The sequence below is a fragment of the Paenibacillus tyrphae genome, assembly GCF_000722545.1.
In the GTDB taxonomy this organism is placed as follows: Bacteria; Bacillota; Bacilli; order Paenibacillales; family NBRC-103111; genus Paenibacillus_G; species Paenibacillus_G tyrfis.
In genome coordinates, this window is record NZ_JNVM01000001.1 from 61,263 (window position 1) to 86,871 (window position 25,609).

Consider the following 25,609-nt stretch of genomic DNA (forward strand, 5'->3'; position numbering starts at 1 on the left):
GGTAAGACTTGTCCTTGCTTCGAATCGAAGCCTTGGTCGTACGGTAACACATTAAATCCCTATAGTGTATAGAATACTTTACTTTCTAGCCGAAACGCAAGAGAACAATTCACAGCCTACTGGCAAAATGTTAAAATACAATCAAGAGGTGATGGAAAAACATGAAAACTGTCGGGTTTATCGGACTTGGCACCATGGGCAAACCTATGGCTGCCAATTTGATCCAAAAAGGTTTTCGCGTGAACGTTTACAACCGGACGGCGGACAAAGCGCAGGAGCTTGTCGCCCTCGGTGCCGCACAGGCAGCAAGCCCCGCTGAAGCCGCTAAAGAAGCGGACGTCATCGTCACGATGCTGAGCAACGATCAAGTCGTTCTGGACAGCTTGTTCGGCGAGAACGGACTGGCTCACAGCCTGCGTCCCGGACAAACCGTGATCGATTGCAGCACGGTCTCCCCCGCGACGAGCCGCAAAATTTACGACGAGCTGGCATCGCATCTGGTCGATTTCCTGGATGCGCCGGTCACCGGCAGCAAGCCTGCGGCCGAGAACGGCACGCTCGTCTTCATGGTCGGCGGGCAGGAAGAGACGCTGGACGCGCAGCGCGACGTCTTCGAAGCGATGGGCAGCAAAATCGTCTACATGGGGCCAAGCGGCTCCGGCTCCTATGCGAAGCTTGCGCATAATACGATGGTCGGCATCAATGCGCTCGGGCTGATGGAAGGCTTGTCCATGGTAACCAAAGCCGGCCTCGACCCGGAAAGCTTCTTGAGCATCGTCCTTGCCGGCGGCGCGAACAGCAGACAAGCCGAGCTGAAAGGCTCCAAGATCGTAAGCCGCGATTTCAGCAACCAGTTCTCGACCAAGCTGATGCTGAAAGACTTGCAACTCGCCGGAGACGTGGCCGACGGGTTCCAGATGCCTTCGCCGATGCTTCGCACGGCTACAGGGCTGTTCCAGATGGGCCTTGCCAAAGGCCTCGGAGAAGACGATCTGTGCTCGGTCATCCAATGCTATGAGGATTGGATGCACATGCAGGTCAGGAGCCGGGACAAGTCTGCCGAAGCTACGACCGAACGCCGCCGCAACGCGCGCATTCAGCTCGACATCAAGCTGCATTTATCCGTTTACCAATGGGAGCAGGAAGGCTCCTTCTCCGGGCAGCTGATCGAAGGTACGCTGATCGACCTGTCGGAGAGCGGCATCCGCCTCGTCTCGTCGTTCCCGCTCGCCCGCGATATGTTCATCGTGCTTCACTTTCCGAAGGAAGCGGACCTGCCGCCGATCACGGCGCGCATCATCCGCATCGATCCGGACAACGGGCTGTTCCGCTACGGCTGCATGCTGTCGGGACTGCCGCCGTACGTGCGGCTCAAGCTGGAGGAATACATCCGCGTCCGCTCGGAAGAGCAAGAACAAGCTTCGCAATCCTGATTCCGTTTTTGCAAAAACCCCGCATCGGCCTATCTGGTTCGTTATACCGGATCGGGTGTGCGGGGTTTTCTTTCCGTTATTCGCTAATGTAAGAGCAGCAGTAGTCTGTAACCGTGCGGACGTCCAGCTTGAACTTGGCGCCTGCGGGCACCGTAAATTCGCCTGTTCCGTTAATTTCCAGCCACTCGCTGGCGCCGGGCAGCAGTACCTTCAGCTCCCCCGCTTGAATCTCCATAATTTCCTTCGAATCCGTACCAAACTCATACTCACCGGGCAGCATGATGCCGAGCGTTTTTTTCGTTCCGTCCGCAAAAATCACCGTGCGGCTGGTCACTTTGCCGTCGAAATAGATGTTCGCTTTCTTCACCGCGGTTACGTTCTCAAATTGCGACATGGACCGGTTTCCCTCTTTCTTATCTGAACCAACCGCGGACGGTGCGTTCATCCGCCACCGCCCGCTGCCGTTCGTCAACTATTGTTCAACGCCCAATTCTTATTTCAGCAAAGCCTTTACGCGGGCAACCACATTGTCCACCGTGAAACCGTACTCGCGGATCACAATCGGACCCGGGGCGGATGCGCCGAACTTGTTGATGCCGAGCACGTCGCCCTGCTCGCCGACGTAGCGCTCCCAGCCGAACGAATGACCCATTTCGACCGCCAGACGCGCCTTCACTTCCGGCAAAATGACGGAATCCTTGTACTCCTGCGACTGCTTGTCGAACAGCTCCCAGCTCGGCATGCTGATCACGCGAACCGCGATGCCTTCCTCCGCCAGCTGCTTTTGCGCGGCCATCGCAAGCTGCACTTCCGTCCCCGTTGCGATAATTTGCGCCTGCGGCTTGCCACCTGCTGCGTCGGACAAGACGTACGCGCCGCGGTCGACCGCGCCGTTCGCCGTGCCATCCAGCGTCGGAGCCGCCTGCCGGGAGAAGATCAAGGCGACCGGGCCTTTCTTGTTCTCAACGGCATAGCGCCAAGCGGCTGCCGTTTCCGGACCGTCCGCCGGACGAAGAACCGTCACGCCCGGAATGACGCGCAGCGCGGCAAGCTGCTCGATCGGCTCGTGGGTCGGGCCGTCTTCGCCGACGCCGATGCTGTCGTGCGTGAATACGTAGATCGCCGGCACGTTCATGATCGACGCCAGACGGATCGCCGGACGCAAGTAGTCGGAGAAGACGAAGAACGTTCCGCAGAACACTCTCACGCCGCCGTGCAGCAGCATGCCGTTCGTAGCCGCGCCCATGCCGAACTCGCGCACGCCAAAATAGATGTTGCGGCCGCTGTAATCTTTAGTCGTCAGCACGCCAAGATCCTTCATGTGTGTCATGGTCGAAGACTCCAGGTCGGCAGAGCCGCCGACGAGCCACGGTACGTTTTTGGCAATCGCATTCAGCACCGTGCCGGAAGCCGTACGAGTACCCTTGTCCGCCGAAACGTCGGACGGGATGTCCTTGTCCCAGCCTGCCGGCAGTTCGTCGCTTGAGGCCGCCTCGAACTGCTTCGCCAGCTCCGGATGCGCCTTGGCGTAGTCGGCAACCAATTGCTTCCAAGCCTCGTACGCTTGAACTCCCTTGCTTTTCACGTCGGCGAAATGCTGGCTCACTTCGTCCGGCACGTGGAAGTGCTGCGCTTCATCCCAGCCATACGCTTTCTTGGTGAGCACGACTTCGTCCACGCCGAGCGGGGAACCGTGCGGGCCCGCATGGCCGCCTTTGCCCGCTTTGTTCGGGCTGCCGTAGCCGATAACCGTCTTCACTTCGATCAGCGTCGGACGATAATCCGCCTGCGCTTCCAGCACCGCTTTGTGGATCGCCTCCAGATCGTTGCCGTCCTCGACGCGCAGCACCTGCCAGCCGTAGCCTTCAAAGCGCTGGGCGACATTTTCGGAGAACGACAGATTCAGCTCGCCGTCCAGCGAAATATCGTTCGAATCGTACAGCACGATCAGCTTGCCGAGCTTCAAATGGCCCGCCAGCGAAGCGGACTCCGACGAGATGCCTTCCATCAGGTCGCCGTCGCCGCAAATGGCATATGTATAGTGATCGATGACACGGTATTGTTCACGATTGTAAACGGCTGCGAGATGCGCTTCCGCCATCGCCATCCCCACCGCCATGCCAAGACCTTGACCGAGCGGCCCCGTCGTCGCATCGACGCCCGGCGTGTGGCCCACTTCCGGATGTCCCGGCGTCAGGCTGCCCCATTGGCGGAACTGCTTCAATTCTTCCATCGGCAGGTCGTAGCCGGAGAGGTGGAGCAGGCTGTACAGCAGCATCGAACCGTGTCCCGCAGACAGCACGAAACGGTCGCGGTTGATCCACGTCGGCTGATCCGGGTTATGCTTCATCAGCTTCGCGAAGAGCTCATAGCCCATTGGCGCGGCTCCCATCGGCATCCCGGGGTGTCCGGACTTGGCTTTTTCAATCGCGTCGATGGAAAGCGTGCGGATCGTGTCCACGGAAAGTTGTTCGATCGTTTTGTTAGATACCGTCATTGTGATCCTCCTATTGTCGATCTTCTTTTGATCAGCAGTATGGTAAAGCACTGGTCCGCCTTCGCGCGAAAGCGCCGGGCTTCACGTGAACCCAGTAAACAAAAGGGTTGTTCACGTGTGCATCATTACCTGTTCGCTTGGAGTGCTTGCCTTATTGTACCACTCTCCGTTTCAGTTTGCCATATCCAACCGGTGAACATGCTTTGAAATCTCATTTCGCACAAAAAAATTAGTTCTGCCGAAGGATTTACAAAAGTTACGTCGAAACAGTATCGTATCACACATTTTTTGGAGCGTTTCACTCTTGTTGGATGAACTAAGGTAAGCGTGGATGTATTATGTGACACGGGAGCAGATGTATGAACCATCTTTTGCTGGAACTGGCCAATACCCGACAAACGTACAGAAAAATGCTCAATCTGTACTGGATCACCATCGTGCTGACAGGCATTCTCGAATACGCCATATCTCTTTTGGAAGCGGATACTTCGCCCTCCGCCTTCTTTCAAGCCCTGCTCATTCAGGCGATCTGTTTAACCGCCGTCACCGGAGCCGTAGAAATCCTCTACCGCTACCGCAAAATACAGAGCGATTGGCTGCTCATCTTAACCGGCATTTTCTACGCAACCTCCATTATTCTGATGAACCCGTCAATCGGCATCGTACCCGCCATTTACATTTTTCCGATCCTAACGTCCGTTCTGTCCTTTAACAAAAAACGCATTGTCGCCGCCTTCGCCCTCGTGCTGCTGTCCTTCGCCGCCCTGTACCTCATCAGCCCCGAGATTCGGCTCACCATGCAGCCCGTGCATACGATCGGCATCCTGTTCCTGTACACCGGTACGACCGTTATCGCGCTTTCCATCACCAGCAGCGGAATCGAACTGCTCAATAACCTGAAGCATGCAACCGAAGCCAAGCAAGAGCTGCTGGTCAAAAACATTATTATGGACAAGCTGTCCAAGCTGGATGCGCTTACGAGCCTGTACAACCATAAGACGTTCCACGAATATCTTGAAAAGCTGATCGACCAACACGAGCGCAACGAGCTGCCGCTGCAGTTGGCGATCGTCGATATCGATAACTTCAAGAAGATCAACGATACGTTCGGCCACTGGGTCGGCGATATTATTTTGATGCGCGTGGCAAGTACGATTAAAGAAACGGTATCTCCCAACGATTTTGTGGCCCGCTACGGCGGCGAAGAGTTTGCCGTCATCTTTACCGACAAAACGCCGGAGGAAGCCTACGATTTGGCCGAGCAGATCCGCCACAAGCTGTCGGTCACCCTTCATCCCGAATTGGATTCGACGGCAGCGACCATCAGCATCGGACTGCAGACCTATACGAAAGGCCACGGCAAGGAAGGGCTGTTCAAAGGCGCAGACGCTTCCCTCTATGCCGCCAAGCGGACGGGCAAAAACAAAACAGTCGTGCAGTCAGCGGTCGCCGACCCGGTGGTCGTGTGATAGCTATCATAGACGGAACCGAGTTTAACCATAACCGGCACCCGTCTTTTTTTATTTCCCAAATACAAAAATGTAAAAAGTATTTGACATATTCATCGAGGACTGGTACATTGGTTTTGTAAAACATGTTTTACATTTTGGCGCTAAAGGGTGTGGCCATGGAAAACCGTATCCGAGAAATGAGGAAAGCCAGAGGGCTGTCTCAGGAAGACCTGGCCTCCGGCTGCGACGTCTCCAGACAGACGGTCAACGCGATTGAAAACAATAAGTACGATCCGAGCTTGCTCTTGGCTTTCCGTCTGGCGGAGCAGCTTCATTGCAGAGTGGATGAACTGTTTATATACCGGGACAACTCAGAAGAACAACAAGACTAACTATCGGAGGAATATCACAATGAAAGTACGTTTAGGAATGTCTATCTTTTTAGCGGCGCTGCTTGTATTACTTGCAGCAATGGCCATTAAGGATTATAAGAACGGAACGATCGGCACGTCGAGCGTAACGTCGGTTGTCATAGTTCTGGCCGTCTGCCTTCAATTTTTGACCTGGGGTACGGACCGTAAGGCGCAGCAGGACGAGATGGGGAAAATTGTCGCAGCGAAAAGCGCCAAAATCAGCTATCATATTTTAACGCTGGCTTTGTTTGTGTTTTGGATCGCCGACAGGATCGTATTTGTCCGCAAGGACGATTTCGGAAACCTTTCGCTGTTCCTCGCTCTATGCTTTTGCCTGGTGCTGTATCCGGTCGTTCAGCTGTTTTACGTGCGCCGGTTCAAATAACTTGGGTAAACCCGCCGCGGGCGGATCTACACACAAAAAACCGGAAATGCGCTATCGGCATTCCGGTTTTTTCTTTGCTTTCACAGACACCGTCGAACGTCTTGCCGCCTCAATGCAGTACGGCCCGTTTCATTGGAGACTTCGATCAAATTGCCGTCAGGGTCCCGAAAATAGACCGACAGGATCGGTCCTTCGGCGCCGGTTCGAGCGACCGGTCCCTCCGTGACCACAACACCGCACGCTTCCAGATGGCTCAGCACCTCGGTCATCGGCACCTTCGTCAGAAAACAAAGATCCGCAGAGCCCGGCACCGGCTTGTCCGCCTTCGGCTCCCACTCCTGGCCGTGGGGGTGAAGATTGATCTTCTGACCGCCGAACCGCAGCGCCTTCCGCCCCTCGCCAAAAGTTACGATCTCCATCCCCAGCACGCGAGAATAGAAAGCGCACGTCGCCTCCACATCCGCTACCGTCAATACCAAATGATCCAATCGTTCGACGTTCATCCTCATCGCTCCTCTGTACCGTACTATGCTCCCAGTTCCAATCCTACTCCTTTTCGGCGTGGAAATCGACTTTTCGCACAATCCCGCCATCGGGCCATATAAAAAAGCGAAGGCCTTCGCCCTCCCCTATTCCGGAAGGCATGGCACTTCGCTCCGTATACATGATGAAATTAACTGAACACAACCGTTTTGTTCTGATGCACGATGACCCGGTCCTCGACGTGCCAGTTCACGGCGCGCGCCAGTACCGTGCGTTCGATATGGCGGCCGATCCGCTTCAAATCCTCTACATTGTCGCGGTGGCTTACCCGCTGGACGTCCTGCTCGATAATCGGTCCGCCGTCCAGCTCCTCCGTGACGTAATGCGCGGTGGCGCCGATAATTTTCACGCCGCGGTTGTACGCCTGCGCATACGGCTTGCCGCCCACGAAGGCCGGAAGGAACGAATGATGAATATTGATGATTTTGTTCGGAAAGTGCTCGATAAATTTCGGCGAAATAATCTGCATATAGCGGGCCAAAATAACGACGTCCACTTGACCGCTGACCAGTTCAAGCTGCCGCTTCTCCGCCTCTGCCTTCGTATCGGGCGTGACCGGAATATGATGGTATGGAATGCCTAGCGGCTCTACCAGCCCGCGCATGTCGTCGTGGTTGCTGATGACCATCGCGATATCGGCGTCCAGGTCGCCCGACTGCCAGTGCCACAACAGCTCCAGCAGACAATGGTCTTCCTTCGAGACGAAGATCGCGAGCCTCTTTTTGCGGCTTGCCCGGGTAATGCTCCACTTCATGTTGAATTCCGAGGCAACTACGGCAAAATCGGCCTTCAACTGCTCGCGGCGCGCATCCAGATTGTCCAAATCGAACTCGATTCGAATGAAGAATAACCCGCCCTCCGGGTCCATCGTATATTGATCGGACTGCACGATGTTGGCACCGTGCTCGTACAGGAAGCGTGATACCGCAGCCACGATACCAGGGCGGTCCGGGCACGACACAAGCATCCGCGCGCGATTCGTCAAATTCGTGCTTTTCGATTTGGAAGTAACGTTCGAAACCATGCGTTGTTGATCTCCTTCGTAGTCAAAACATAGTATGTCTTTTCTTATACCGTAGCGAACAAATGCTCGCCCGCAAACCACGCGGTCAGACGGTGGTTGATTTGTTCCTCGTTCAGCTCAGGGAACAGGTTATCTGCGACGATCAGGTCATACAAGCGCTCCATCGGCTCGCGGCCGTCCGCCTTTTTCGCCTTGGCGTCCGTCTTGAGCACTTCCCAGGTTTGCAGCACGAACGCTCTTGGATCGATATCCTGCTTCGTGAAAAAATGGGCCAGACGCTCGACATCCGACAGGAAGCCGTCACCGAAACGCGTTTTGACCGTACCGCCGAGCAGCGCGATTTCCGCTTCGTACATCGGCCGCTGCGAGCTGTCTTCTTTGCCGATCCACGGCGTCTCCAGAATGAACGGCAGATGCTTCAGCTTCTCATGGTGAACGACGTTATGCATCGTTTGGAAGCCGATCCAACCGGCGCCGACAGGGGCATGGCGGTCTTTGGACGCGCCTCTCGGGTTTTTGCTGTCGTTCAGATGCACGACGGCAAGACGGTCCAACCCGACCGTGCGGTCAAACTGCTCCAGCACGCCGTCCAGATCGTTCACGATATCGTAGCCCGCATCGCTCACGTGGCACGTATCGAGGCAGACGGTCAGCTTGCCGTTGTCTTCCACTTTTTCGATGATGGTGGCCAGCTCCTCGAAGCTGCGGCCCATCTCCGTGCCTTTGCCTGCCATCGTCTCCAGCGCGATGTTGACGTTCGTGTCCTTCACGCCGCTCAGCACTTCGTTCAATCCCTGCGAGATGCGCGCCAGCCCATACTCGGCATCCTTATCCGTATAAGCCCCGGGATGAAGCACGATCTGCTTCACGCCAAGATAATCCGTACGGCGGATTTCTTCCTGCAGGAAGCGGACCGCCAGCTCGTATGTGTCATCCTTATACGAACCCAGATTGATAATATACGGAGCATGGACGATAATCTCTCCGATGCCATGCTGCTCCATCACGGCTTTGCCTTCTTCGATATATTGATTTTCGATCGGTTTGCGGCGCGTATTCTGCGGCGCCCCTGTATAAATCATAAACGTTCCGGAGCCGTAAGTGACGGCTTCGTTAGCCGCATTCAGCAGCCCTTTATCCGAAAACGAAACGTGCGATCCGATTCTGACCATGACCGGGAATCACTCCTTTGTTCATCTCACTTTCATCTATTTTACTAGGATCGGGACAAGAAATCTAGAATAGGAAATATTCTCTTGTAGGTTCCGTTTTCCTCCAGCGGAAAGTGAGGTATAATGGAAGGGAGGTGAACGTTTTCATGTGGTATGCGATGAACGATGCCCCGCACGAGGGGTTTATGTGGTTTATCATTTTTTGGGTATTCGTGCTGCTGTTCATGATGTCGGTGGGCGGCTACTTTATGTTCCGCAAGTTTTTCAAGGTACTCCCCCGGGAGGACGGCAAATCGAAGCTGGACTGGCAAAATCATTACGTCGAATCGTCCCGCCACCTGTGGACAGAAGACTCCAAATCGTTCCTCGACATGCTTGTCGAGCCCGTGCCTACTCCGTTCCGCGACATCGCGAAGCATTCCATCGCCGCCCGGATTGGTCAAGTGGCGCTGGAAGCGAAGGCCGACGCGGTCACGCGGGAGCATTGCGTCGAGGGGTATATCTTGGCAACGCCCAAGCGCGATTACCGCAGTCTGACCTCGTATTTGGACAAAAAGCAGATCGACTACAGCCCGTTCAAGCATCTGCTTCAATAAATTGCTTTTTCAAGCAAACAAAGCAAAGCCCGGACCTGTTCGTCCGGGCTTCGTTGTCGTACATCAGGATCAGGGCTCGTCGAGAACCTTTTCCTCCTCGTTCTGATCTTGGCGCGCAGCTTCGAGTACGTCTAGATCCGTCTCGCTCTGCCCTTGGATGGCGGCCGCCGCGTCCGCCTGGTTGGCGAGCTGCTCCTCCGCTTGTCCTATGCCGTGCGCGCCTTGATGTCCTCTGCTGGATGCCATGGAAAACCTCCGGTTGTCCGTTTTGTCGGGAAGACACCGTTTAGTATGATCCTTGCGGTGATGCTTTATCCCAGCTAAGGAAGCATCCGGCTTACCCTAAGGCTTCGTAGAAGTCGATTTGGTCTTCTCCTTCTTCTTGCTCGGCTCCACGTCCGACAATTGCACGGACAGCGTCGTCAGATCGTCGGTCCGCTTGTTTTTGTCCGGATTGCGCAGCTGTGAGCGGAGGCCGACCGTCGTCACGCCGCTGACTTGCAGCGTTAGCGGAAACTCCTCCTGCTTGACGAAGCCGACGCGGCCGTCAACGATCACGTACATATCGACCTTCTCGTCGGATTTCAACGTAATGGTCAAATATTTGGCTCCTTTTGGCTGCACGGCAGCTTCGATTTCGCCCTTCTGCTGCAAATTTTTCACGATAACGCCCTTGTCATCAAAATAGTCGGTGACTCTGACGATCGATTTATCCGACCAATTGATCGAGCCGTCCTGCGAGTAGCCGCCGTTCGGAGGCGTGATCGTATTGCTGTTCGGGTTGTTATTGAAGCTGCTGCTGCCGGAAGATCCGTTCGAACCGCTGCTACCGCCCGAATCCGTCCCTGTCCCGGCTGGATTAAAAGGAAGCGCTAAATCCACCGTCGTATAATCCCAGAGCCAGCCGTTCTTTTTCAGATATGTGTACGCGCGGTCCAGAATCGTTACCGCTTCGGCGCGGGTCACAAAGTCTTTCGGACGGAAATACCCCATATCGTTCGGCGTCATAATGCCGCTTGCTTTGAGGCTGGCCAGCGCTCTGGCCTGTACGTTGGACAGCTCGTCCCCTCCCAGCCTGCAATCCCCGGTGTTTTTGCCGAGAATGAGCGTGACAAACACATCGTTGCTTTCCACGTCCATCAAGCCGTCCTCGACATACCGTCCGTCCGCCTGAGCAACTTGGTACTCCGCTTCCGTTTTGAACATTTTGACCGGAACGTCTTTCAATTCCGAAACGACCGAGCATACGTCATTGTCGCTAAAACGCTTTTCCATCAAGCGATTGTCGAAATACGCATACAACAGCTGGGCAAGCTGCAGACGAGTCAGCTGCATATCGGGGCGAAAGGCCAAATTTCCATCCCGGCTCAGCCCGTACCCTCCGCTCTTGAACGAGGCGTCGTAAATCTCCGATATGGGCTTATGCGCCCAATGCAGTTCAGGTACGTCGGTAAAATAAGTAATTTTTTGCATCCCGGTAGCCAGTGCGTTCGGACGATACTTATCGAACAGCCGATACACCATAGCCGTCCATTCCGCCTTGCTGATCGTCTTGTTCGGACGGAAGTTGCCGTCGGGATACCCAGTCAGCACCTGCTTATTCGCCATGAGTCGAATCGACTCGACAGCCCAAGCATACTGCTTCGCATCGACATCCGGAAACACATTAACTTCCGCCGATGCGGGTCTGGGCCACAACGACAATAGCACGGACAACGACAGCAGAATTGCAAGCTTGCGGTACCATGAAGAATACATCTTGTTCATTGCGAAACCTCCCATCTCTTTCCTTATTATCGGACGAACGGGCGCAGAATGTTACCTTTTGACAAAATCGCCCACGAAAAAAAAGCGCACAAGCCACTACCGAACTCTTATCGTCCGTCGTGTGCCTATGCGCTCCTTATTCAAATCTTCTTATGCCTTTCCTTCGTTCAACAGGTTTCTGAGTCGCCCCGGAAAGTCCGTAATGATCCCCGAAACGCCGGCATCGATAATCCGCCGAAGGTCTTGCGGTTCGTTGACCGTCCAAGGATAGACCCGCAGGCCGTATCCTGTCGCTTCGGCCGCGTCCCCGGCATCGATCGTATGATGCTGCGGATGAATCGAATAGACGTTCAGTCCCTCGGCAGCCGCAGCCATCTGACGGTGCGATACGAAATTGGCCACGTAGAGCAGCCCCGCCCGCAGATTCGGGATCGCCTCTTGCAGTTGCTTCAACACCTTATGGTTAAAAGACGAGACAACTACGCTGTCCAGCCGATTGTACTGTGCAAGCAGCTCCGCCAGTCGTTCCACCAGCCGCGGAGTATAGGAGCATTTGACCTCGACGTTGATCATGATTTCCAAAGGAACGAGCTGGAATACTTCTTCCAGCAAAGGCAGCCGCTCCCCGGCGAAACGTTCGTCGAACCAGCGTCCGGCATCCAGCCGCTTCAGCTCCGCCACCGTCAGCTCCGCGATAGCGCCGGTGCCGTCCGTCGTGCGTCCGACCGTATGGTCGTGGCAGACGATTACTTCCCCGTCAGCCGACAGGTGCACGTCCAGCTCAATCGCGTCCGCACCTTGCCGAAGGGCAAGCTCGAACGAGGCTAACGTATTTTCCGGCGCCTCACCGGCAGCGCCGCGGTGGCCGATTACTATAGGTTGTTGTATGGTCATTTCCGTTTCCTCCCCTGGTTCAACCGCTTGGGTCTATTATCCGACGGAAGGAACGGAGAGGCAAGCCCTATTAGGTAAATCCGATGTAAAGAAACTGTAAAATCCGGTAAATGGAACCGCGTCCTAGTTAGGATCGCACGGATTCCTTCTGCAGCTGGTGAATGATTGTTTTCCGCTTGACGAGGTAGAGCACGACAAGCGCACCGACGCCGTATGCCGCCAATATCAGCGCATCGTTCGCGATCGTTGCGGCGTCGCCGATCGAAATGAGGTGCCTGAACCCTTCTACCGCGTAAGTCATCGGCAGCGCCGGATGGATGAAATTGAAAAACCTCGCTTCCAGCTCGACCGGATACGAGCCGCTGCTGGACGTCAGTTGGAGCATGAGAATGACGATGGCGACGAAACGTCCCACATCGCTGCCAAGAATCGAGATCAGCATGAACAGAATCGCCGCGAACGTCAATCCAAGCAGCAGCGCGAACCCGTATAAGTTAATGGCCGGCAGCACCGTCGGAATCCCAAGCCCCGTATGAAGAATGAAGACCGACAGCACCGATTGAAACACGCTGACGGAAGCCAGAGCAAGATATTTGTTGATGAGGTACGAGATCGGCCGCTTCGGCATCGAGACGACCTTGTTCAGATCGATAACGAAAAAGAGCACCAGCGACCCTACCCACAAGGACAGCGCAATAAAATAAGGCGCAAATCCCGTGCCGTTGTTCGGCACCGGATGCAGGTTGTTCTCCGTCACCTTCACCGGGGAGACGATCGTATTGATCCGCTGCTCCGCCTGCCCGTCCATCGCCGCCATGCCCGCCGCCTCGCCAAGCTTCGCGGCAAGCTCCTGCTGGCCGGCGTTAATGTCCTTCAGGCCGGCGGAGAGCTGCGCACTGCCGTCGTACAGCCTGGTCACGCCGTCCTGCAGTTGATGGAATCCACTGCCGAAGGCATTGAGGCCTTCAACCAACGCCGTGCTGCCCTTCTGCATCTGATTGACGCCATTAGCAAGTTGGCCAAGCCGTCCGGACAAATCGTCCACCAGTTGCTTATTCCTGTTCAGTTGGTCCAAGCTGTTGCGCACGGTGGTCTGCATCGCCTGCAGTCCGGCCTGCAGCTCGTTCATATGCGCCGAGAGCTGGTCACGGGCAACATTGATCTGTTCGATCGATTTGGAGGTAGAGCTGCTCATCTGATCAAGCGCTGCCTTCATATCACGCAAGGCCTGATCTAATTCAAGCCGCTGCGCATTTGCCGTCTTCAGTTTGTCGACCGCCCCTTTGAAGCGCTCGCTGCCTGTGATTTCACTGAACTGCTCTCCAAGCGCCAGCAGATCTGTGATGGCGCCGTCAAGCTGATCCTTTTGCTTCTGCAATCGGCCGCCTATACCTGAGTCCCAAACGCGCTGCAGCTCGTCGATCCGGCGATTCGTATCTTGCAACGAGGCTCCGATCACATCCAGTGCGTTAAGCCCGAACTTCAGTGATTGATTGGAAGCGTCGATCACCTTGCTGAGCCGCTCCGCCTCAGCCGTCAGCTGATTGATCGGCTCCAGTATTTTCGATAGCTGCGCATTCAGCTTGTCGATGCCTCCTGCGCCTAATCCGACGGCCGTATCCAGCCGGATGATGCCGTTCTCCAGCTGGTTCGCGCCGTCCAGCAGCTTCGTCAGCCCTTCCGACAGCGGCTTCATGCCGTCCTGGGCTTGCTTCAGACCATCCTGCAAGGAAGTCGCGCCGTCCTGCGCCTTCTTCGTTCCTTCCGCCAGCTTGGTCGCCCCGTCGGCTGCCTTCTTGAGCCCCTCCCCGCCGTTGAGAATTTGGTCGAAGATGATGCGCACATATTTCTCCGTCATTTGCTTTTCCAGCTCGCGCCCAACCTTATCCATCACGCTGCGCACCACTTTAACACCGAGCATGTTGGCCCCTTCGTTGACGGCGTACGAAAGCTGACTCGCTCTGGGCTTCGGCGTGCCCGGGCTATAGGCCGTTTCGGTGAAATCCGGCGGGATCGTCAGCACCATAAAATAGCGCAGCTTCTCGATTCCCTCCGCACCTTGCTCCGGGCAGACTTCCGTCCAGGAAGTCTGCTTGTCGGCAAGCAGCTTGTCCGTAAGCTCCCGGCCCAGATTAACCGGGTTGCCGTTCTGCGACATCCCGTGATCCAGATTAACAACCGCCAGCGGTAAATGGGGCAAAAAGTCGGTCGGATTCCAAAACGCCCATAAATAAATGAAACTATACATAAGCGGCAGGACCATCAAGCCGAGCACCGAGCGGCGCGCCATATTGGAGCTCCACATTTGCCGGATATCGTGCCATGCCATTTGAAAACCGTTCATTGATCGATCCACTCGCTTTTGTCCATAGATTCTCCAACTTGCATACGATTTCCTTATGCTGCGCTTTTAGTATTCTTCGATCCGCAAAACCTATCCTAATCGGAAACGTAAAAAACCTGCCCAGGCTTCGGATTTACCGAAAGCGAAGGCAGGTTCATGCGTATTTCATTTTTTTGAATTATGTAAGGCTGGGGGAGATCAGATGCGAATATCCAAATTTTTGCCCAAGTTCGGATGCTGTGCCGCCGCAAAATCTTGAAGCAGCGTTGCCGCTTGGGAAGCCTGAGAGTCCTTCATTTGACTTAGCAGAGCAATGCCGACCGCCTGCTTCAATGCGTCTCCGCCGCTAACGGCGTTCAATGCTGCGTTAATTTGCACAAGCTCGCCTCATTTCTTCGATAGATAGAGCAAACGCACTGAAGTTCGTTCGCTAAGGCCAGTATAATCGAAATATTTTAGCCCTTCAATACAAATAAAGGAAATTGTCGTTTTGTGCCGAACCCTATTCGTATTGACATATTTCTTAGTAACGCGAGGTGTTTCCCCTGCCTATTCAGCCCTACGTCATCGTAATCGCCGGTATCCTGCTTGTGATCTGTCTGGCTGTCTTCCTTCCGAAGTTTTTCAGACGAAACCGATTCGGCCGGCCCGGCTCCAAGTCCCGACCTACCGGTAAAACCCAGACCAAGCAAAGCTGCTCCTTGTGCCGACGAAAGGTTCCTTCGAAGGAGCTGGCCTTTTACGCCACAGCCGGCAAAGTCGTCGGTGTCTGCCGAGTCTGCCGGCCGAAAGCGGAGCGAGCGAACTTCATGCGCTTGTGACTGACCGTTCGCCACCCTCGGACTTCTGCCGGAAAAAGTAAAAAGCCCTGAAGACTCAGGGCTTTGCACGATCAAATAGCTATTTAGTATGCGGTTGAGAGGACTCGAACCTCCACGGGCGTACGCCCACTACCCCCTCAAGATAGCGTGTCTGCCATTCCACCACAACCGCGGATGTATTATTTATTGTATAGGTTTCACAGGAAAAAGTAAAGTGGCATCCTTTAGCAGAGCATTTCCCACGGAAACGCTGGTAATGGACACAAGAAGCGATCTGTTCCGAGGAAAATGAAAACAATTGAAGGGCGAAGCGCAAAAGCAATGGGGCAAATTAACCGATGACGACCTCGATGTCATTAATGGGGAAAAGGAAAAGCTCCTCGGGAAGCTTCAGGAGAAGTACGGGCATAGGAAAGAAGCCGCTCAGGAGGAATACGACCGCTGGGAAAGCGGCTGGCGTGACCACCATTAACTCTTGCCGCATAATTAACCGCATGAAAAGTTAGCATCGCAGATGGTTTATGGCACAAAGAGAAAGAGCCTGCATCCGTTTGGATGCAAGCTCTTTCTCTTTGTGATGCGGTTGAGAGGACTCGAACCTCCACGAGCGTACGCCCACTACCCCCTCAAGATAGCGTGTCTGCCATTCCACCACAACCGCAGGTTACCGTAGGGGGAACCCGAAGGGTTCTCTCCCCACTATCTATGACCCGTAGGGGATTCGAACCCCTGTTACCTCCGTGAAAGGGAGGTGTCTTAACCCCTTGACCAACGGGCCATGCTGTGTATTAACGCCGCCTTTTTGAGCGACAAGTGTTATTATAGCGGAATGCGTTGAGGTTGACAAGCCCCTTTTGCAAAAAAAGTTTTCGTCTTTTTTGGAGGTAATCCTTCCCTATGTTACAATCAACTGCAAAAGGACCCCATTCCCCTACAGAGGTGTATTCGATGCTGGTATATAACCATGCTACCGGTCAAGTTACGGAACAGGAAACTCGTTTTCCTGACGACAACGAGAATGTTTGGCTTCATATGACAGCTCCCGAAGCAAGGCAGGTTGAACATGTGCTTAAACAACAATTTCACTGCCATCCGCTTGTGGTCGAGGATTGCATCAAGCTGAATCAGCGTCCCAAAGTGGACCGATACAAAGACCATGTCTTTATGACGTTCTTTGCCGTTGTGGACAAGCAGCTTACTACGGTCGAAATCGCTATTGTGATCGGTAAAAATTTTGTCATTACCATTTGTAAAGAGCCCCTTCCTTTTTTCGAAGAGTTGAAAACGCATTTGTTGCAGGTCGAAGGCAGCATGGAGCACAGCGGACGCATCTTATACTTAATACTGGACCGCTGCGTGGACGACTATACCGACATCATCAATCAGATCGAGGACCGCGTCGACCGTTTGGAGCAAATGATTTACCGTAATCCTTACGTTCGTGTATCGCGTGAGATTTTTAAATCGAAACGAAAAATGCACCATCTCCGCCGTATCATTGCCGAAGAGAAAACGATGCTCGGCACGTTAACGCATCAGAACTTCCCTTACATCCGTCAGGAAGCGGATGTCTATTTCATCGACATCTATGATCATATTTCCCGTGTTGTCGATTCCTTGGACGTATTTCGTGAATCGCTAACCGGTCTGCTTGAGCTGCAGATGAGTATTAAATCCGACCGCATGAACGAGATCATGAAGACGCTGACCATTATCAGCTCGATTTTTCTTCCGCTGACCTTTATCGTTGGTTTGTACGGTATGAATTTCAAAGATATTCCCGAGCTCAACTGGAACTTCGGGTACGTATACGTTTGGATCGTTATGATCGTTGTTACGATCTTCATGTGGGCTATTTTTAAGTGGAAAAAATGGATTTAACCCGGCGAGACTTCGTGGCGTATAGCTGCCGCTCCGACGCCCCCTCTACTCGGGTTCGAACCCCTCTTCGTCTCTCCGTAGACAATAAAAAAACCGCCTTTCGGCGGTTTCGTTTATTGTCTACGGAGAGAGAGGGATTCGAACCCTCGCACCACTTACGCAGTCTAACCCCTTAGCAGAGGGTCCCCTTGAGCCACTTGGGTATCTCTCCAAAAAAAGAATGGCTCCCCGAACAGGACTCGAACCTGTGACAACTCGATTAACAGTCGAGTGCTCTACCAACTGAGCTATCAGGGAAAGACAATTTTTAATTTATCATGAATGCGGCTGTAAGTCAAGGGCAAGCAGTTTTAGTTTGCCTTTGCAAAAACCGCAGACGTACTTCTTCGGGTCTGTCTTCCGTTTACGCATATACTCCGCGCTACAGCTTATACAAACGAGCTTGTACCGGAAAGGCTCGGTACGCTTCAGCTCCTGCGGGAGCGACCGGCAATAGCGCGTCCCTCCGACTTTGTCCAGCAGCCGTTTAAAATCGTCATCCCGGTGCCGGTACCCTCCCCCAAGTAAATGCAGGTGGTAATGGCACAATTCATGCTTAATAATTTTCTCCACGTCGGCGGCTCCGAACTGTTCATACTGCAGCCAGCTGATTTCGATATCGTGCGTTCGGGTGAAATAACGCCCTCCCGTCGACCTTAATCTCCGGTTGAACCTCGCCCGATGCAAAAAAGGACACCCAAACGACGACAGCGATATTTGCTCTACCCACAGCTGCAGCTGTCGGTCATCCATCGTTTTCCCACCCTTACTCTCTGGTTTCTCTTCGTTTCTCTCTTGAATTGTAACCGCAGGTTAGGCTAAACTGTCAAGTAGGAATCTGGAATTGATTCGGACGAATTGTCGATTTGACCCATAGAGAGGAGTTTAACCCGATGTTCAAAAAGAAATGCGCTCTGCTTAAGCTGGAGGACCAGATCGAATTCGTGGAAATGCCCGCTACCCATATGTACCAACTGGCTGCGCTTAATCAGCGGCTGCATAAGGAGCTGGATAAGCTGACGGCACCCAATGCTCCCAAACTGCCGGTGTTCATCGCGGAATTTGACGGACTTGAGCTTGTTCATCCGAGCTATACGCTCCAGCACGGTCTGGACTACATCAATCGCCTGGAACAGACATTCAGCGCAATCCAAGAGCAGGAAAAAGAGTATCCGCTCATCTCCCTCTTGACCGAGATTCGCGCGCTTCAGGCACAGCTCGAGCAGTGGTACGAAGAGGAAGAAGATTTCGCCTAAAGAAGGACCTGCACCCGAAACGGCTCCCGCCCATATGCTGTATTGTGTACGGCAGCTAGACGGGAAGGGACTGATGGTGTTGCCACAATGGCTTTGCAACCAGCTGATGCGGGCATTTTACAACAAAAACCGCCGGCAAATCCGTTTGCTGAACGATTGCTGGTTTTTTTACCGCACCCGCAAAAGCGAGACGGACCCCACAACATCCCAGCTTCAATAAAGATGAGCTCACGCTCAAAAACAAATAGAGCATACGCCAGAGCGAAGGACGCGGCTTCCGCTACATCCCTTTTCTCCGGCTTATGCTCTATTTTATGCTTAAGAAGGCTTTTTCATCGTCAGCCCGACGCGGCCCTTCTTCAGGTCGACGTTGAGCACCCATACCGTTACGACATCCCCTACGGACACAACGTCCATCGGATGCTTCACGTAGGAATTGCTTAACTGCGAAATATGAACGAGCCCGTCGTTTTTGATGCCGATATCGACAAAAGCGCCGAAGTCGATCACGTTGCGCACAGTTCCCTGCAGCTCCATGCCCGGCTTCAAATCTTCGATCTGCAGCACGTCTGTGCGGAAAATCGGCGCCGGCAGTTCCTCCCGCGGGTCGCGTCCCGGCCGCTGCAGCGAATCGAGAATATCGCGCAGCGTCGGCACCCCGACACCAAGCTTCGGAGCGAGCTCTCCCGGCTCCAAGCTTTGCAGCATCGCTTTCAGCTCGGCACTGCCAAGCTGTGACAGCTCCAGCTTCAGCTCGCGGAACAGCTTGTCCACCACGTCATACGACTCCGGATGGATCGGCGTGTTATCCAGCGGATTGCTGCCTTCAGCGATCCGCAAAAAGCCGACGCACTGCTCGAACGCCTTCGCTCCGAGCCGCGGAACCTTTTGCAGCTGCGCCCGGCTCGTGAATTTCCCGTTATCGTCGCGGTATTTTACGATATTTTTAGCAAGCGTGCTGTTGACGCCCGACACATAGGATAGCAGCGACGGAGAGGCTGTGTTCACGTCCACGCCCACGTGGTTCACCGCCGATTCAACGACGAACTTCAGGCTCTCTTCTAGCCTTTTTTGCGTGACGTCATGCTGGTATTGGCCGACGCCGATCGCTTTCGGCTCGATTTTGACCAGCTCCGCGAGCGGGTCCTGCAGCCGCCGCGCGATGGAGATCGCGCTCCGCTCCGCCACGTCCAAGTCCGGGAATTCCGTCTGCGCCAGCTTGGAAGCCGAATAGACGCTCGCCCCCGCTTCGTTGACGATCAAATACTGAAGCTTCCGTGCCTTTATCTCACCGATCAGCTCGGCTACGAACTGCTCCGTCTCGCGGGACGCCGTCCCGTTGCCGATGACGATCAATTCGACGCGGTAAGCGTCGATCAGACGCTTGAACGTCGCTTTCGCTTCCGCTACTTTATTGTTCGGCGGCGTCGGGTAGGTGACGGCGATCTCCAGCATTTTGCCCGTATCGTCGACGACGGCCAGCTTGCAGCCTGTCCGGTACGCGGGATCGACGCCAAGCACCACATTGCCCTTGACCGGCGGCTGAAGCAGCAGATTGCGCAAATTTTCGGCGAATACCTCGATCGCTTTTTCCTCGGCCTTCTCCGTCATTTCATTGCGCACTTCGCGCTCAATGGACGAGGCGATCAGTCGCTTGTACGCATCTTCAATCACAGCCGTCAACGTGTCGTGAACGATAGAAGGCCCCTTGATCACTTGCTTCGCGATATACTCGTGAATCCGCTCGACCGGAACGTCCAGCGCCACCTTCAATACTTCTTCCCGTTCTCCGCGGTTGATCGCCAGAATCCGGTGCGGCGGCAGCTTGCGGACCGGCTCCTGGTAGCTGTAATACATCTCGTAAACGGATTCCTGCTCGGCATCCTTGGCTTCGGTCCGCAGGATCCCCTGCTCGAACGTGTGACGACGCACCCACGCCCGGATTTTCGCATCGTCGGCGATTTGCTCCGCAATGATATCCATCGCGCCTTGTACGGCTTCCTCGGCCGTCTGGACGCCTTTCTCCTCGCTTATATACTTACCCGCTTCGGCAAGCAGATCGCCCTGCTTGGGCTGCGTCTGGATCCAGAGCGCCAAAGGCTCAAGACCCTTCTCCTTCGCCACGCTAGCGCGCGTCTTGCGCTTTTGCCGGTACGGGCGGTACAAGTCCTCGACTTCCTGCAGCTTAACCGACTGCTCGATTGCCGTACGCAGCTCGGCCGTCAGCTTGCCCTGCTCGTCGATCAGGCGGATGACCTCACGCTTCCGGTCCTCCAGATTGCGCAGATACGCCAGCCGCTCTTCAATGTCCCGCAGCTGATTTTCGTCAAGCTCCCCGGTCATTTCTTTCCGGTACCGGGCTATAAAAGGAATCGTATTCCCCTCATCCAGCAGGCCGACCGTCGTCTTTACCCGCCCCGCCGCAATCTGCAGCTCGGACGCGATCTGCTTCAGAATGCGTTCCTGAATCGCCGCTTTCATCTCTTCCGTCAGTTCCACAACCGCCCGAACTTCTTCAGTCAGTCCCGTTTGCTCTTTTGCCATCCGACTTTTCTCCTCCCAGACATAAAAAAGCGAGGGTACCTGCACCCCCGCCTCGTCAGCATGTTAAAACTCAATCAGACCTACGCTTATTTGCAAAGCTTCATCGACCTTGCGCATGGTTTCCTCATCCAAGTGCGTGATTTTGTCCGTCAGGCGCTGCTTATCGATGGTCCGAATCTGCTCCAGCAGGATGACCGAATCCCTGTCAAAACCGTGCGCTTCCGCGTCAATCTCCACATGCGTCGGCAGCTTGGCTTTTTGAATCTGTGCCGTAATCGCCGCTACGATCACCGTAGGACTGAAGCGATTGCCGATATCATTCTGAATAATCAGTACGGGCCGAATGCCGCCCTGCTCCGAACCGACGACCGGTGAAAGATCCGCGAAAAAAACATCGCCACGTTTGACAATCAAGCGTCACACCCCGCTTACCAGGCGGTCCAGCGTGTTGTCCGCTTCTTCCTCCGCCTGAAACGCTTCCGAGGCCATGTTCAGGTTGATCTTAGCCATTTCCATATAGCCGCGCTGCATCGATTCGCGCAAATGCCGTTTCTTACGCTCCAACAAGTAAAGCTTCATCGCCTGACGGATAAACTCGCTGCGGTTGGAATTTTCCTTCTCCACCAGATGATCGACCTCCTGCAGCAAATAATCCGGCAAGCTGATCATGATTCGCTTCGTGTTATGCGCACCCGCCACCTATACATGCACCCCCAAAAACATACAAGAACCTATTTCCATTATGGCAAACATCCAGATAAAATATACAAAATCAATATATGCCGAAGGTATAGCATATATGTTATACCTTGACGCGCTCCGCAGCATTTTGCCTCTATACTTATTCGCGGCAAACCAAGAAAATCCTCTCATGTTAGGAGAAAAAATTCAATGGAAAATACGCCCAGTTCTTTTTTTGGACAAAAAGTATGGCTTCCTGCAATGTGCTTGTAGAGGCAGCATTTAACCCTTGTTACGCCTCCGGCTCCCATACGTGCCGCAGAAGAGGATTCACTGACCGGGCCGCGCAGCCTTCCTTCATATACACACGAGGCACCCGATGCGAAATCATGCAGACGACCTCGTAGTTGATTGTTCCGAGCCATGCCGCGTACTCTTCCGCCGTAATCCGGTCTTCGCCCTGACTGCCTAGAATTACCACTTCTTCGCCCATTTGAATATCAGGCATTTCGGATACATTCAGCATGCATTGATCCATACAAATTCTTCCGACTACTGGGACGCGCCGCCCCCGAATCAATACTTCCGCCTTACCAGTCAGCATCCGGGAAAAGCCGTCCGCGTACCCGATCGGCAGCGTCGCAATCGTCTCCTCGCTCTGCGTTCGGTATACGATGCCGTAACTAATGCCTGAACCCTCGGGCACCTGCTTCGCCATAACGACGCTGGATTTGATGCTCAAGACCGGCTGCAAATCAACCTGCTGCTTATTCACCTCTTCGGACGGATACAGTCCGTACATCGCGATCCCGAGCCGTACCATATTAAAGGTTAAATTCGGCGTATCGATCCCCGCAGCGCTGTTCCCGGCGTGAACGTACGGAAATTGAATTCCTTTTTGCGTAAAATAATCGACAACCCGTTGGAATCGATCGTACTGCTCCAGCGTATAGCTCTTGTCGGTTTCATCCGCGCAAGCAAAATGGGTAAACAACCCTTCCACTCGTATCCCCGGCGTCCGCATCGCCCGTTCAATCAGCGCGATCGCCTCTTCCGCATCCGTTAACCCGAGCCGGTTCATTCCGGAGTCGATCTTAATATGAATATTCAACGGGCGCTCTTTAGCCCCTAATCGCTCCCATGCGTCCAGCAGCTCATGGGTATATATATTGAGCGTAATCCCATTAGCCCATGCGGTTTCCAACCCTTCCGGAGGCGTGTAGCCCAATACGAGGATCGGGGCTGTAATGCCTGCTTGCCGAAGCTCCAAACCCTCATCCAAAAAAGCGACCGCAATATATTCCACGCCGCATTGAAGCGCCTCCCGGCATACCTCCACCGCTCCGAGTCCATAGGCGTCCGCCTTGACGACTGCCATCATACGTACATGCTCCGGAAGCACCCGCCGAAACTCGCCCAAATTATGGCGCAGCGCATCCAATGAAATCTCCACCCGGGTCGGCCGATAAAACGAATCCACCTGATCCACCTTCTTTGGTCTCATAAAATCAAGGGAAGCCGCTTACGAGGCCACAGCTTGCACCTGTAAAGAAGCTTCCCGCTTAAAAATTCATATGATCATGGTAATGCGTACCGCAGGGCCCTGTCAACGAACAAAATAGTAACATCGCGTCCGTCAGTTTTTGATTATTAGCGGTTCGGTGCGTGTATTACGGAGCCGAATCGCAATTATAAGATGGCCGCTTCAACTATTTACCGATTTCCCCTTGCACCGCTTGCGCCACCTTAATCATCTCCGTCGCCGGCAAGTCCCCTGTAGATAGGCGGAATTCGATGCCGTCGTAGGTCCAGGTCAATGTTTTCTTCGCATCCCCGGTTACAACGCCGAGCGTAAAGCCCAGATCCAAAATATCCCCCGGCAAGACCGACACCGTCTGTACCTGCGGACGCGACTCCATCAACGTATAGTTGTATTTTCCGGAGTAGCGGAGCATGACCGCTTGTTCCTCACCCAGCTTAAGCTCCGTCACGTCTTGCTTCTTCACGCCGCTAGGCATGTAACGCGGTTCAATGATACCAAACGATTGCTGCTTGGAGGTGTCTTTTTTGGCGCCTGCAGCTGCCGCTTGCGCCCCGTTGGTCGCAGTGCCTTGGCTACTGTTAGTGCTTCCGGTTTTCGTGCCATCGGCTGCACTGGAATTAGAAGCACCGTTACCAACTGCCGCCCCCGCCGAAGTCTCCTTACTCGTTCCGGCCGCGCTGCCTTTTGCATCGGTCCCCGATCCTTGTCCTGCTGTCGTTCCTTTATCGCCTTTTTCCTGAGTGGTTCCCTTCGCACCTTGATTACCACTAACTGCCCCTGTACCGGCCTTGGAATCGGTCGCTCCCGATTTCTCGCCGGCTTTCGAATCCCCTTGCATCATCGTCGGAAGTGTCTTCAGGTTCCAGCCCGTCATATTGCGCTGCATGTCAAACTGATCCTTCTCAAACTTCGTACCAAACTCAAATTGATCGAATTTTACAATGACCATGACATTAGAGTTGGCATCCGACACTTCCACATGCTGTGGAGCGTAGTTTCTCTTGTCCAGCCACACCTTCTGCCGCGCCAAAGAGCCGTTCTGGTAATTCGCCACTACATCGAATACATACGCCTTCTCGTCCGACGTAAAATGCCGTTCATTGTCCATCAGAATGCTTTGGACGAGCGACTGGTATAAGTAAACTTGGCCTTGATTCTCCGGCCAATCGCTTTGGAAGCGGAAGCTTTTGTTCAAATGCGGCGTCAACACGAATACTCCGTCATCGTTGCGCAGCACAATTTGCGTAATATCCTTCTTCGCATTCGTCAGCGAGATCCGGTAAAACGAAGGGGCCTGGAAGCTAACCTCCACGTCGTATTCCTGAGGATCCTGCCCTGTGCGCAGCGTCATCTGCCCTTTCCCGTGATAGCTCTGCAGCTTGCTCATCACACCGTCCAATTCCTTAACTACCGATCCTGCATCCTTTTTGCCGCACCCGGACACTACCAGGCTTAAACAAACCATCACAAGGGCCACCACCCACGTGAACCGCCGCATCGTCTCATCCCCTCCACTACATAATCAATCCAGATTGATATCATGTCTATGTGGGGACTTGGCCAATTATGCAGACAAGGTTTGGCGAGGAAATAAAAACTCCTATTACCGGTTGGTTATAGGAGTTCTAACAATAATTTATAATAAACACTTTTGTTTCAAATAACTAACAATTAGATCGACACATTCATGTACAGAGTACTTATCTGTTTCAATCACCAATTCAGGATTCAAAGGCACCTCATAAGGGGCTGATATCCCCGTAAAATCACGAATTTCACCTGCCCTGGCCCTTTTATATAATCCTTTCGGATCACGCTCCTCGCATTGCTCTAAAGAACAGCTCACAAATATTTCTATGAACTCGTTGGCTGCGAACATGTTTCGTACCATGCCTCGATCTTCATGATATGGGGAGATAAAGGCTGCTATAGATATGAGTCCCGCTTCAACAAACAGCTTGGCCACTTCACCGACTCTTCTTAAGTTTTCTTTACGGTCCTCTGGACTAAATCCTAAATTATTATTAAGACCGTGCCTTATATTGTCACCATCCAAAATATAAGTCCGAATTCCTTCATGATATAGTCTGTTTTCTAACTCCACAGCAATTGAGGATTTTCCCGAGCCTGATAATCCCGTTAACCACAAAGCAAAGCTTCCGTGTCCGTTTATTCTCTGCCTCTCGCGACGATCAATAGCACCATGATGCCATACAATGTTTTTAGAACTAGTACCCATATAATCCACCTTTGAAATTTATTATTTCTTAATAATATCGTCTTTTTATTAAAAAATTTACAAACAAAAAAACCCAACTCAGTTGG

The 25,609-nt window shown here is 53.6% G+C and carries 27 protein-coding genes and 5 tRNA genes; 9 read left to right on the top strand and 23 right to left on the bottom strand.

The genetic code is table 11. The annotated features are described in order from the left end of the window. Positions 1-161: 161 nt before the first annotated feature. Positions 162-1,433 carry an NAD(P)-binding domain-containing protein gene (locus ET33_RS00340; RefSeq protein WP_036675097.1) on the top strand — a complete coding sequence of 424 codons (1,272 nt, stop codon included), beginning with the start codon at positions 162-164 and terminating at the stop codon, positions 1,431-1,433. A 76-nt stretch (positions 1,434-1,509) separates the two neighbouring features. Here ET33_RS00340 and ppnP read toward each other — a convergent pair whose 3' ends face one another. Further along, on the bottom strand, positions 1,510-1,827 hold the full coding sequence (gene ppnP / locus ET33_RS00345) for a pyrimidine/purine nucleoside phosphorylase (protein WP_036675099.1): 318 nt from the start codon (positions 1,825-1,827) through the stop codon (positions 1,510-1,512). A gap of 99 nt (positions 1,828-1,926) precedes the next feature. Next, positions 1,927-3,930, bottom strand: coding sequence for a transketolase (gene tkt, locus ET33_RS00350; protein ID WP_036675100.1), 2,004 nt, complete (start codon positions 3,928-3,930; stop codon positions 1,927-1,929). Positions 3,931-4,289: 359 nt separating this feature from the next. Between tkt and ET33_RS00355 the strand changes: the two genes are divergently transcribed. The 3 genes from ET33_RS00355 to ET33_RS00365 all read left to right on the top strand — a co-directional run bounded on the left by ET33_RS00355 (position 4,290) and on the right by ET33_RS00365 (position 6,179). Beyond that, positions 4,290-5,399: a GGDEF domain-containing protein gene (locus tag ET33_RS00355; RefSeq protein ID WP_051774990.1), complete on the top strand. Its 1,110-nt coding sequence runs from the start codon at positions 4,290-4,292 to the stop codon at positions 5,397-5,399. 158 nt (positions 5,400-5,557) lie between these two features. Then, positions 5,558-5,773, top strand: coding sequence for a helix-turn-helix transcriptional regulator (locus tag ET33_RS00360; RefSeq protein WP_036675101.1), 216 nt, complete (start codon positions 5,558-5,560; stop codon positions 5,771-5,773). A gap of 19 nt (positions 5,774-5,792) precedes the next feature. Continuing rightward, positions 5,793-6,179, top strand: coding sequence for a hypothetical protein (locus ET33_RS00365; RefSeq protein ID WP_036675103.1), 387 nt, complete (start codon positions 5,793-5,795; stop codon positions 6,177-6,179). Positions 6,180-6,259: 80 nt separating this feature from the next. Here the strand turns inward: ET33_RS00365 and ET33_RS00370 are convergent, their stop codons facing one another. From ET33_RS00370 to ET33_RS00380, 3 genes are all read right to left on the bottom strand, one after another. Further along, entirely contained in the window at positions 6,260-6,682 is a 423-nt protein-coding gene (locus ET33_RS00370; protein WP_051774991.1) for a VOC family protein, read from the bottom strand. Positions 6,683-6,852: 170 nt separating this feature from the next. Beyond that, a complete protein-coding gene (gene purU, locus ET33_RS00375) occupies positions 6,853-7,746 on the bottom strand; it encodes a formyltetrahydrofolate deformylase (RefSeq protein ID WP_036675105.1) in 894 nt (297 codons plus the stop codon). A gap of 44 nt (positions 7,747-7,790) precedes the next feature. Beyond that, positions 7,791-8,918 carry a deoxyribonuclease IV gene (locus tag ET33_RS00380; protein ID WP_036675107.1) on the bottom strand — a complete coding sequence of 376 codons (1,128 nt, stop codon included), beginning with the start codon at positions 8,916-8,918 and terminating at the stop codon, positions 7,791-7,793. Between the two features lie 146 nt (positions 8,919-9,064). Here ET33_RS00380 and ET33_RS00385 point away from each other — a divergent pair, with 146 nt between their 5' ends. Beyond that, complete coding sequence (locus tag ET33_RS00385) at positions 9,065-9,514, top strand: DUF2621 domain-containing protein (protein ID WP_081890140.1); 450 nt, start codon at positions 9,065-9,067, stop codon at positions 9,512-9,514. A 69-nt stretch (positions 9,515-9,583) separates the two neighbouring features. On the opposite strand, the gene ET33_RS39135 is transcribed toward ET33_RS00385, so the two are convergent. The 7 genes from ET33_RS39135 to ET33_RS00415 all read right to left on the bottom strand — a co-directional run bounded on the left by ET33_RS39135 (position 9,584) and on the right by ET33_RS00415 (position 15,512). Beyond that, the gene (locus ET33_RS39135) at positions 9,584-9,760 is read right to left on the bottom strand and encodes a hypothetical protein (RefSeq protein ID WP_010494577.1); all 177 of its coding nucleotides are present in this window, start codon (positions 9,758-9,760) and stop codon (positions 9,584-9,586) included. A gap of 96 nt (positions 9,761-9,856) precedes the next feature. Continuing rightward, a complete protein-coding gene (locus ET33_RS00390; RefSeq protein WP_036675109.1) occupies positions 9,857-11,281 on the bottom strand; it encodes an S-layer homology domain-containing protein in 1,425 nt (474 codons plus the stop codon). 150 nt (positions 11,282-11,431) lie between these two features. Next, positions 11,432-12,175, bottom strand: coding sequence for a glycerophosphodiester phosphodiesterase (locus ET33_RS00395; RefSeq protein ID WP_036675112.1), 744 nt, complete (start codon positions 12,173-12,175; stop codon positions 11,432-11,434). 127 nt (positions 12,176-12,302) lie between these two features. Beyond that, positions 12,303-14,519: a YhgE/Pip domain-containing protein gene (locus ET33_RS00400; RefSeq protein WP_036675113.1), complete on the bottom strand. Its 2,217-nt coding sequence runs from the start codon at positions 14,517-14,519 to the stop codon at positions 12,303-12,305. A gap of 198 nt (positions 14,520-14,717) precedes the next feature. Continuing rightward, on the bottom strand, positions 14,718-14,897 hold the full coding sequence (locus ET33_RS00405) for a putative motility protein (protein ID WP_010494568.1): 180 nt from the start codon (positions 14,895-14,897) through the stop codon (positions 14,718-14,720). Between the two features lie 181 nt (positions 14,898-15,078). Further along, entirely contained in the window at positions 15,079-15,207 is a 129-nt protein-coding gene (locus ET33_RS40195) for a hypothetical protein (RefSeq protein ID WP_268808303.1), read from the bottom strand. Between the two features lie 222 nt (positions 15,208-15,429). Continuing rightward, positions 15,430-15,512, bottom strand: a tRNA-Leu gene (locus ET33_RS00415). Positions 15,513-15,638: 126 nt separating this feature from the next. Between ET33_RS00415 and ET33_RS00420 the strand changes: the two genes are divergently transcribed. After that, positions 15,639-15,812, top strand: coding sequence for a CsbD family protein (locus tag ET33_RS00420; RefSeq protein ID WP_152570567.1), 174 nt, complete (start codon positions 15,639-15,641; stop codon positions 15,810-15,812). Positions 15,813-15,918: 106 nt separating this feature from the next. On the opposite strand, the gene ET33_RS00425 is transcribed toward ET33_RS00420, so the two are convergent. Beyond that, positions 15,919-16,001, bottom strand: a tRNA-Leu gene (locus tag ET33_RS00425). A 45-nt stretch (positions 16,002-16,046) separates the two neighbouring features. Next, positions 16,047-16,118 (bottom strand) — tRNA-Glu (locus ET33_RS00430). A 170-nt stretch (positions 16,119-16,288) separates the two neighbouring features. On the opposite strand from ET33_RS00430, the gene corA reads away from it, so the two are divergent. Next, positions 16,289-17,221, top strand: coding sequence for a magnesium/cobalt transporter CorA (gene corA, locus ET33_RS00435; RefSeq protein ID WP_036675115.1), 933 nt, complete (start codon positions 16,289-16,291; stop codon positions 17,219-17,221). 123 nt (positions 17,222-17,344) lie between these two features. On the opposite strand, the gene ET33_RS00440 is transcribed toward corA, so the two are convergent. The 3 genes from ET33_RS00440 to ET33_RS00450 all read right to left on the bottom strand — a co-directional run bounded on the left by ET33_RS00440 (position 17,345) and on the right by ET33_RS00450 (position 18,013). Then, positions 17,345-17,432, bottom strand: a tRNA-Ser gene (locus tag ET33_RS00440). A gap of 10 nt (positions 17,433-17,442) precedes the next feature. Then, positions 17,443-17,518 (bottom strand) — tRNA-Asn (locus tag ET33_RS00445). An 18-nt stretch (positions 17,519-17,536) separates the two neighbouring features. Further along, positions 17,537-18,013 (bottom strand): SprT family protein, encoded by a 477-nt coding sequence (locus tag ET33_RS00450; RefSeq protein ID WP_036675117.1) that lies wholly within the window; start codon positions 18,011-18,013, stop codon positions 17,537-17,539. Between the two features lie 140 nt (positions 18,014-18,153). Here ET33_RS00450 and ET33_RS00455 point away from each other — a divergent pair, with 140 nt between their 5' ends. Both ET33_RS00455 and cmpA read left to right on the top strand, forming a co-directional pair. Next, positions 18,154-18,516, top strand: a complete 363-nt coding sequence (locus ET33_RS00455; RefSeq protein WP_036675118.1) for a hypothetical protein — start codon at positions 18,154-18,156, stop codon at positions 18,514-18,516. A 73-nt stretch (positions 18,517-18,589) separates the two neighbouring features. Then, positions 18,590-18,736 (top strand): cortex morphogenetic protein CmpA, encoded by a 147-nt coding sequence (gene cmpA / locus ET33_RS38290; protein ID WP_010494556.1) that lies wholly within the window; start codon positions 18,590-18,592, stop codon positions 18,734-18,736. 98 nt (positions 18,737-18,834) lie between these two features. Here the strand turns inward: cmpA and ET33_RS00460 are convergent, their stop codons facing one another. The 6 genes from ET33_RS00460 to cysC all read right to left on the bottom strand — a co-directional run bounded on the left by ET33_RS00460 (position 18,835) and on the right by cysC (position 25,523). Further along, positions 18,835-21,060: a Tex family protein gene (locus ET33_RS00460; RefSeq protein WP_036675120.1), complete on the bottom strand. Its 2,226-nt coding sequence runs from the start codon at positions 21,058-21,060 to the stop codon at positions 18,835-18,837. A 63-nt stretch (positions 21,061-21,123) separates the two neighbouring features. Then, a complete protein-coding gene (locus tag ET33_RS00465; protein ID WP_010494553.1) occupies positions 21,124-21,474 on the bottom strand; it encodes a type II toxin-antitoxin system PemK/MazF family toxin in 351 nt (116 codons plus the stop codon). Positions 21,475-21,477: 3 nt separating this feature from the next. Beyond that, complete coding sequence (locus ET33_RS00470; protein WP_010494551.1) at positions 21,478-21,759, bottom strand: CopG family ribbon-helix-helix protein; 282 nt, start codon at positions 21,757-21,759, stop codon at positions 21,478-21,480. Positions 21,760-22,033: 274 nt separating this feature from the next. Beyond that, positions 22,034-23,221, bottom strand: a complete 1,188-nt coding sequence (alr, locus tag ET33_RS00480; RefSeq protein ID WP_036675127.1) for an alanine racemase — start codon at positions 23,219-23,221, stop codon at positions 22,034-22,036. 229 nt (positions 23,222-23,450) lie between these two features. Next, positions 23,451-24,782, bottom strand: coding sequence for an outer membrane lipoprotein-sorting protein (locus ET33_RS00485; protein ID WP_036675129.1), 1,332 nt, complete (start codon positions 24,780-24,782; stop codon positions 23,451-23,453). 138 nt (positions 24,783-24,920) lie between these two features. Further along, complete coding sequence (gene cysC, locus ET33_RS00490; protein ID WP_036675131.1) at positions 24,921-25,523, bottom strand: adenylyl-sulfate kinase; 603 nt, start codon at positions 25,521-25,523, stop codon at positions 24,921-24,923. Positions 25,524-25,609: the final 86 nt, after the last annotated feature.

Coding starts and splice junctions, on each gene's coding strand:
- ET33_RS00340 (WP_036675097.1), top strand. CDS start 162: ATGAAAACTGTCGGGTTTATCGGACTTGGCACCATGGGCAAACCTATG.
- ppnP (WP_036675099.1), bottom strand. CDS start 1,827: ATGTCGCAATTTGAGAACGTAACCGCGGTGAAGAAAGCGAACATCTAT.
- tkt (WP_036675100.1), bottom strand. CDS start 3,930: ATGACGGTATCTAACAAAACGATCGAACAACTTTCCGTGGACACGATC.
- ET33_RS00355 (WP_051774990.1), top strand. CDS start 4,290: ATGAACCATCTTTTGCTGGAACTGGCCAATACCCGACAAACGTACAGA.
- ET33_RS00360 (WP_036675101.1), top strand. CDS start 5,558: ATGGAAAACCGTATCCGAGAAATGAGGAAAGCCAGAGGGCTGTCTCAG.
- ET33_RS00365 (WP_036675103.1), top strand. CDS start 5,793: ATGAAAGTACGTTTAGGAATGTCTATCTTTTTAGCGGCGCTGCTTGTA.
- ET33_RS00370 (WP_051774991.1), bottom strand. CDS start 6,682: ATGAACGTCGAACGATTGGATCATTTGGTATTGACGGTAGCGGATGTG.
- purU (WP_036675105.1), bottom strand. CDS start 7,746: ATGGTTTCGAACGTTACTTCCAAATCGAAAAGCACGAATTTGACGAAT.
- ET33_RS00380 (WP_036675107.1), bottom strand. CDS start 8,918: ATGGTCAGAATCGGATCGCACGTTTCGTTTTCGGATAAAGGGCTGCTG.
- ET33_RS00385 (WP_081890140.1), top strand. CDS start 9,065: ATGTGGTATGCGATGAACGATGCCCCGCACGAGGGGTTTATGTGGTTT.
- ET33_RS39135 (WP_010494577.1), bottom strand. CDS start 9,760: ATGGCATCCAGCAGAGGACATCAAGGCGCGCACGGCATAGGACAAGCG.
- ET33_RS00390 (WP_036675109.1), bottom strand. CDS start 11,281: ATGAACAAGATGTATTCTTCATGGTACCGCAAGCTTGCAATTCTGCTG.
- ET33_RS00395 (WP_036675112.1), bottom strand. CDS start 12,175: ATGACCATACAACAACCTATAGTAATCGGCCACCGCGGCGCTGCCGGT.
- ET33_RS00400 (WP_036675113.1), bottom strand. CDS start 14,519: ATGAACGGTTTTCAAATGGCATGGCACGATATCCGGCAAATGTGGAGC.
- corA (WP_036675115.1), top strand. CDS start 16,289: ATGCTGGTATATAACCATGCTACCGGTCAAGTTACGGAACAGGAAACT.
- ET33_RS00450 (WP_036675117.1), bottom strand. CDS start 18,013: ATGGATGACCGACAGCTGCAGCTGTGGGTAGAGCAAATATCGCTGTCG.
- ET33_RS00455 (WP_036675118.1), top strand. CDS start 18,154: ATGTTCAAAAAGAAATGCGCTCTGCTTAAGCTGGAGGACCAGATCGAA.
- cmpA (WP_010494556.1), top strand. CDS start 18,590: ATGGTGTTGCCACAATGGCTTTGCAACCAGCTGATGCGGGCATTTTAC.
- ET33_RS00460 (WP_036675120.1), bottom strand. CDS start 21,060: ATGGCAAAAGAGCAAACGGGACTGACTGAAGAAGTTCGGGCGGTTGTG.
- ET33_RS00485 (WP_036675129.1), bottom strand. CDS start 24,782: ATGCGGCGGTTCACGTGGGTGGTGGCCCTTGTGATGGTTTGTTTAAGC.
- cysC (WP_036675131.1), bottom strand. CDS start 25,523: ATGGGTACTAGTTCTAAAAACATTGTATGGCATCATGGTGCTATTGAT.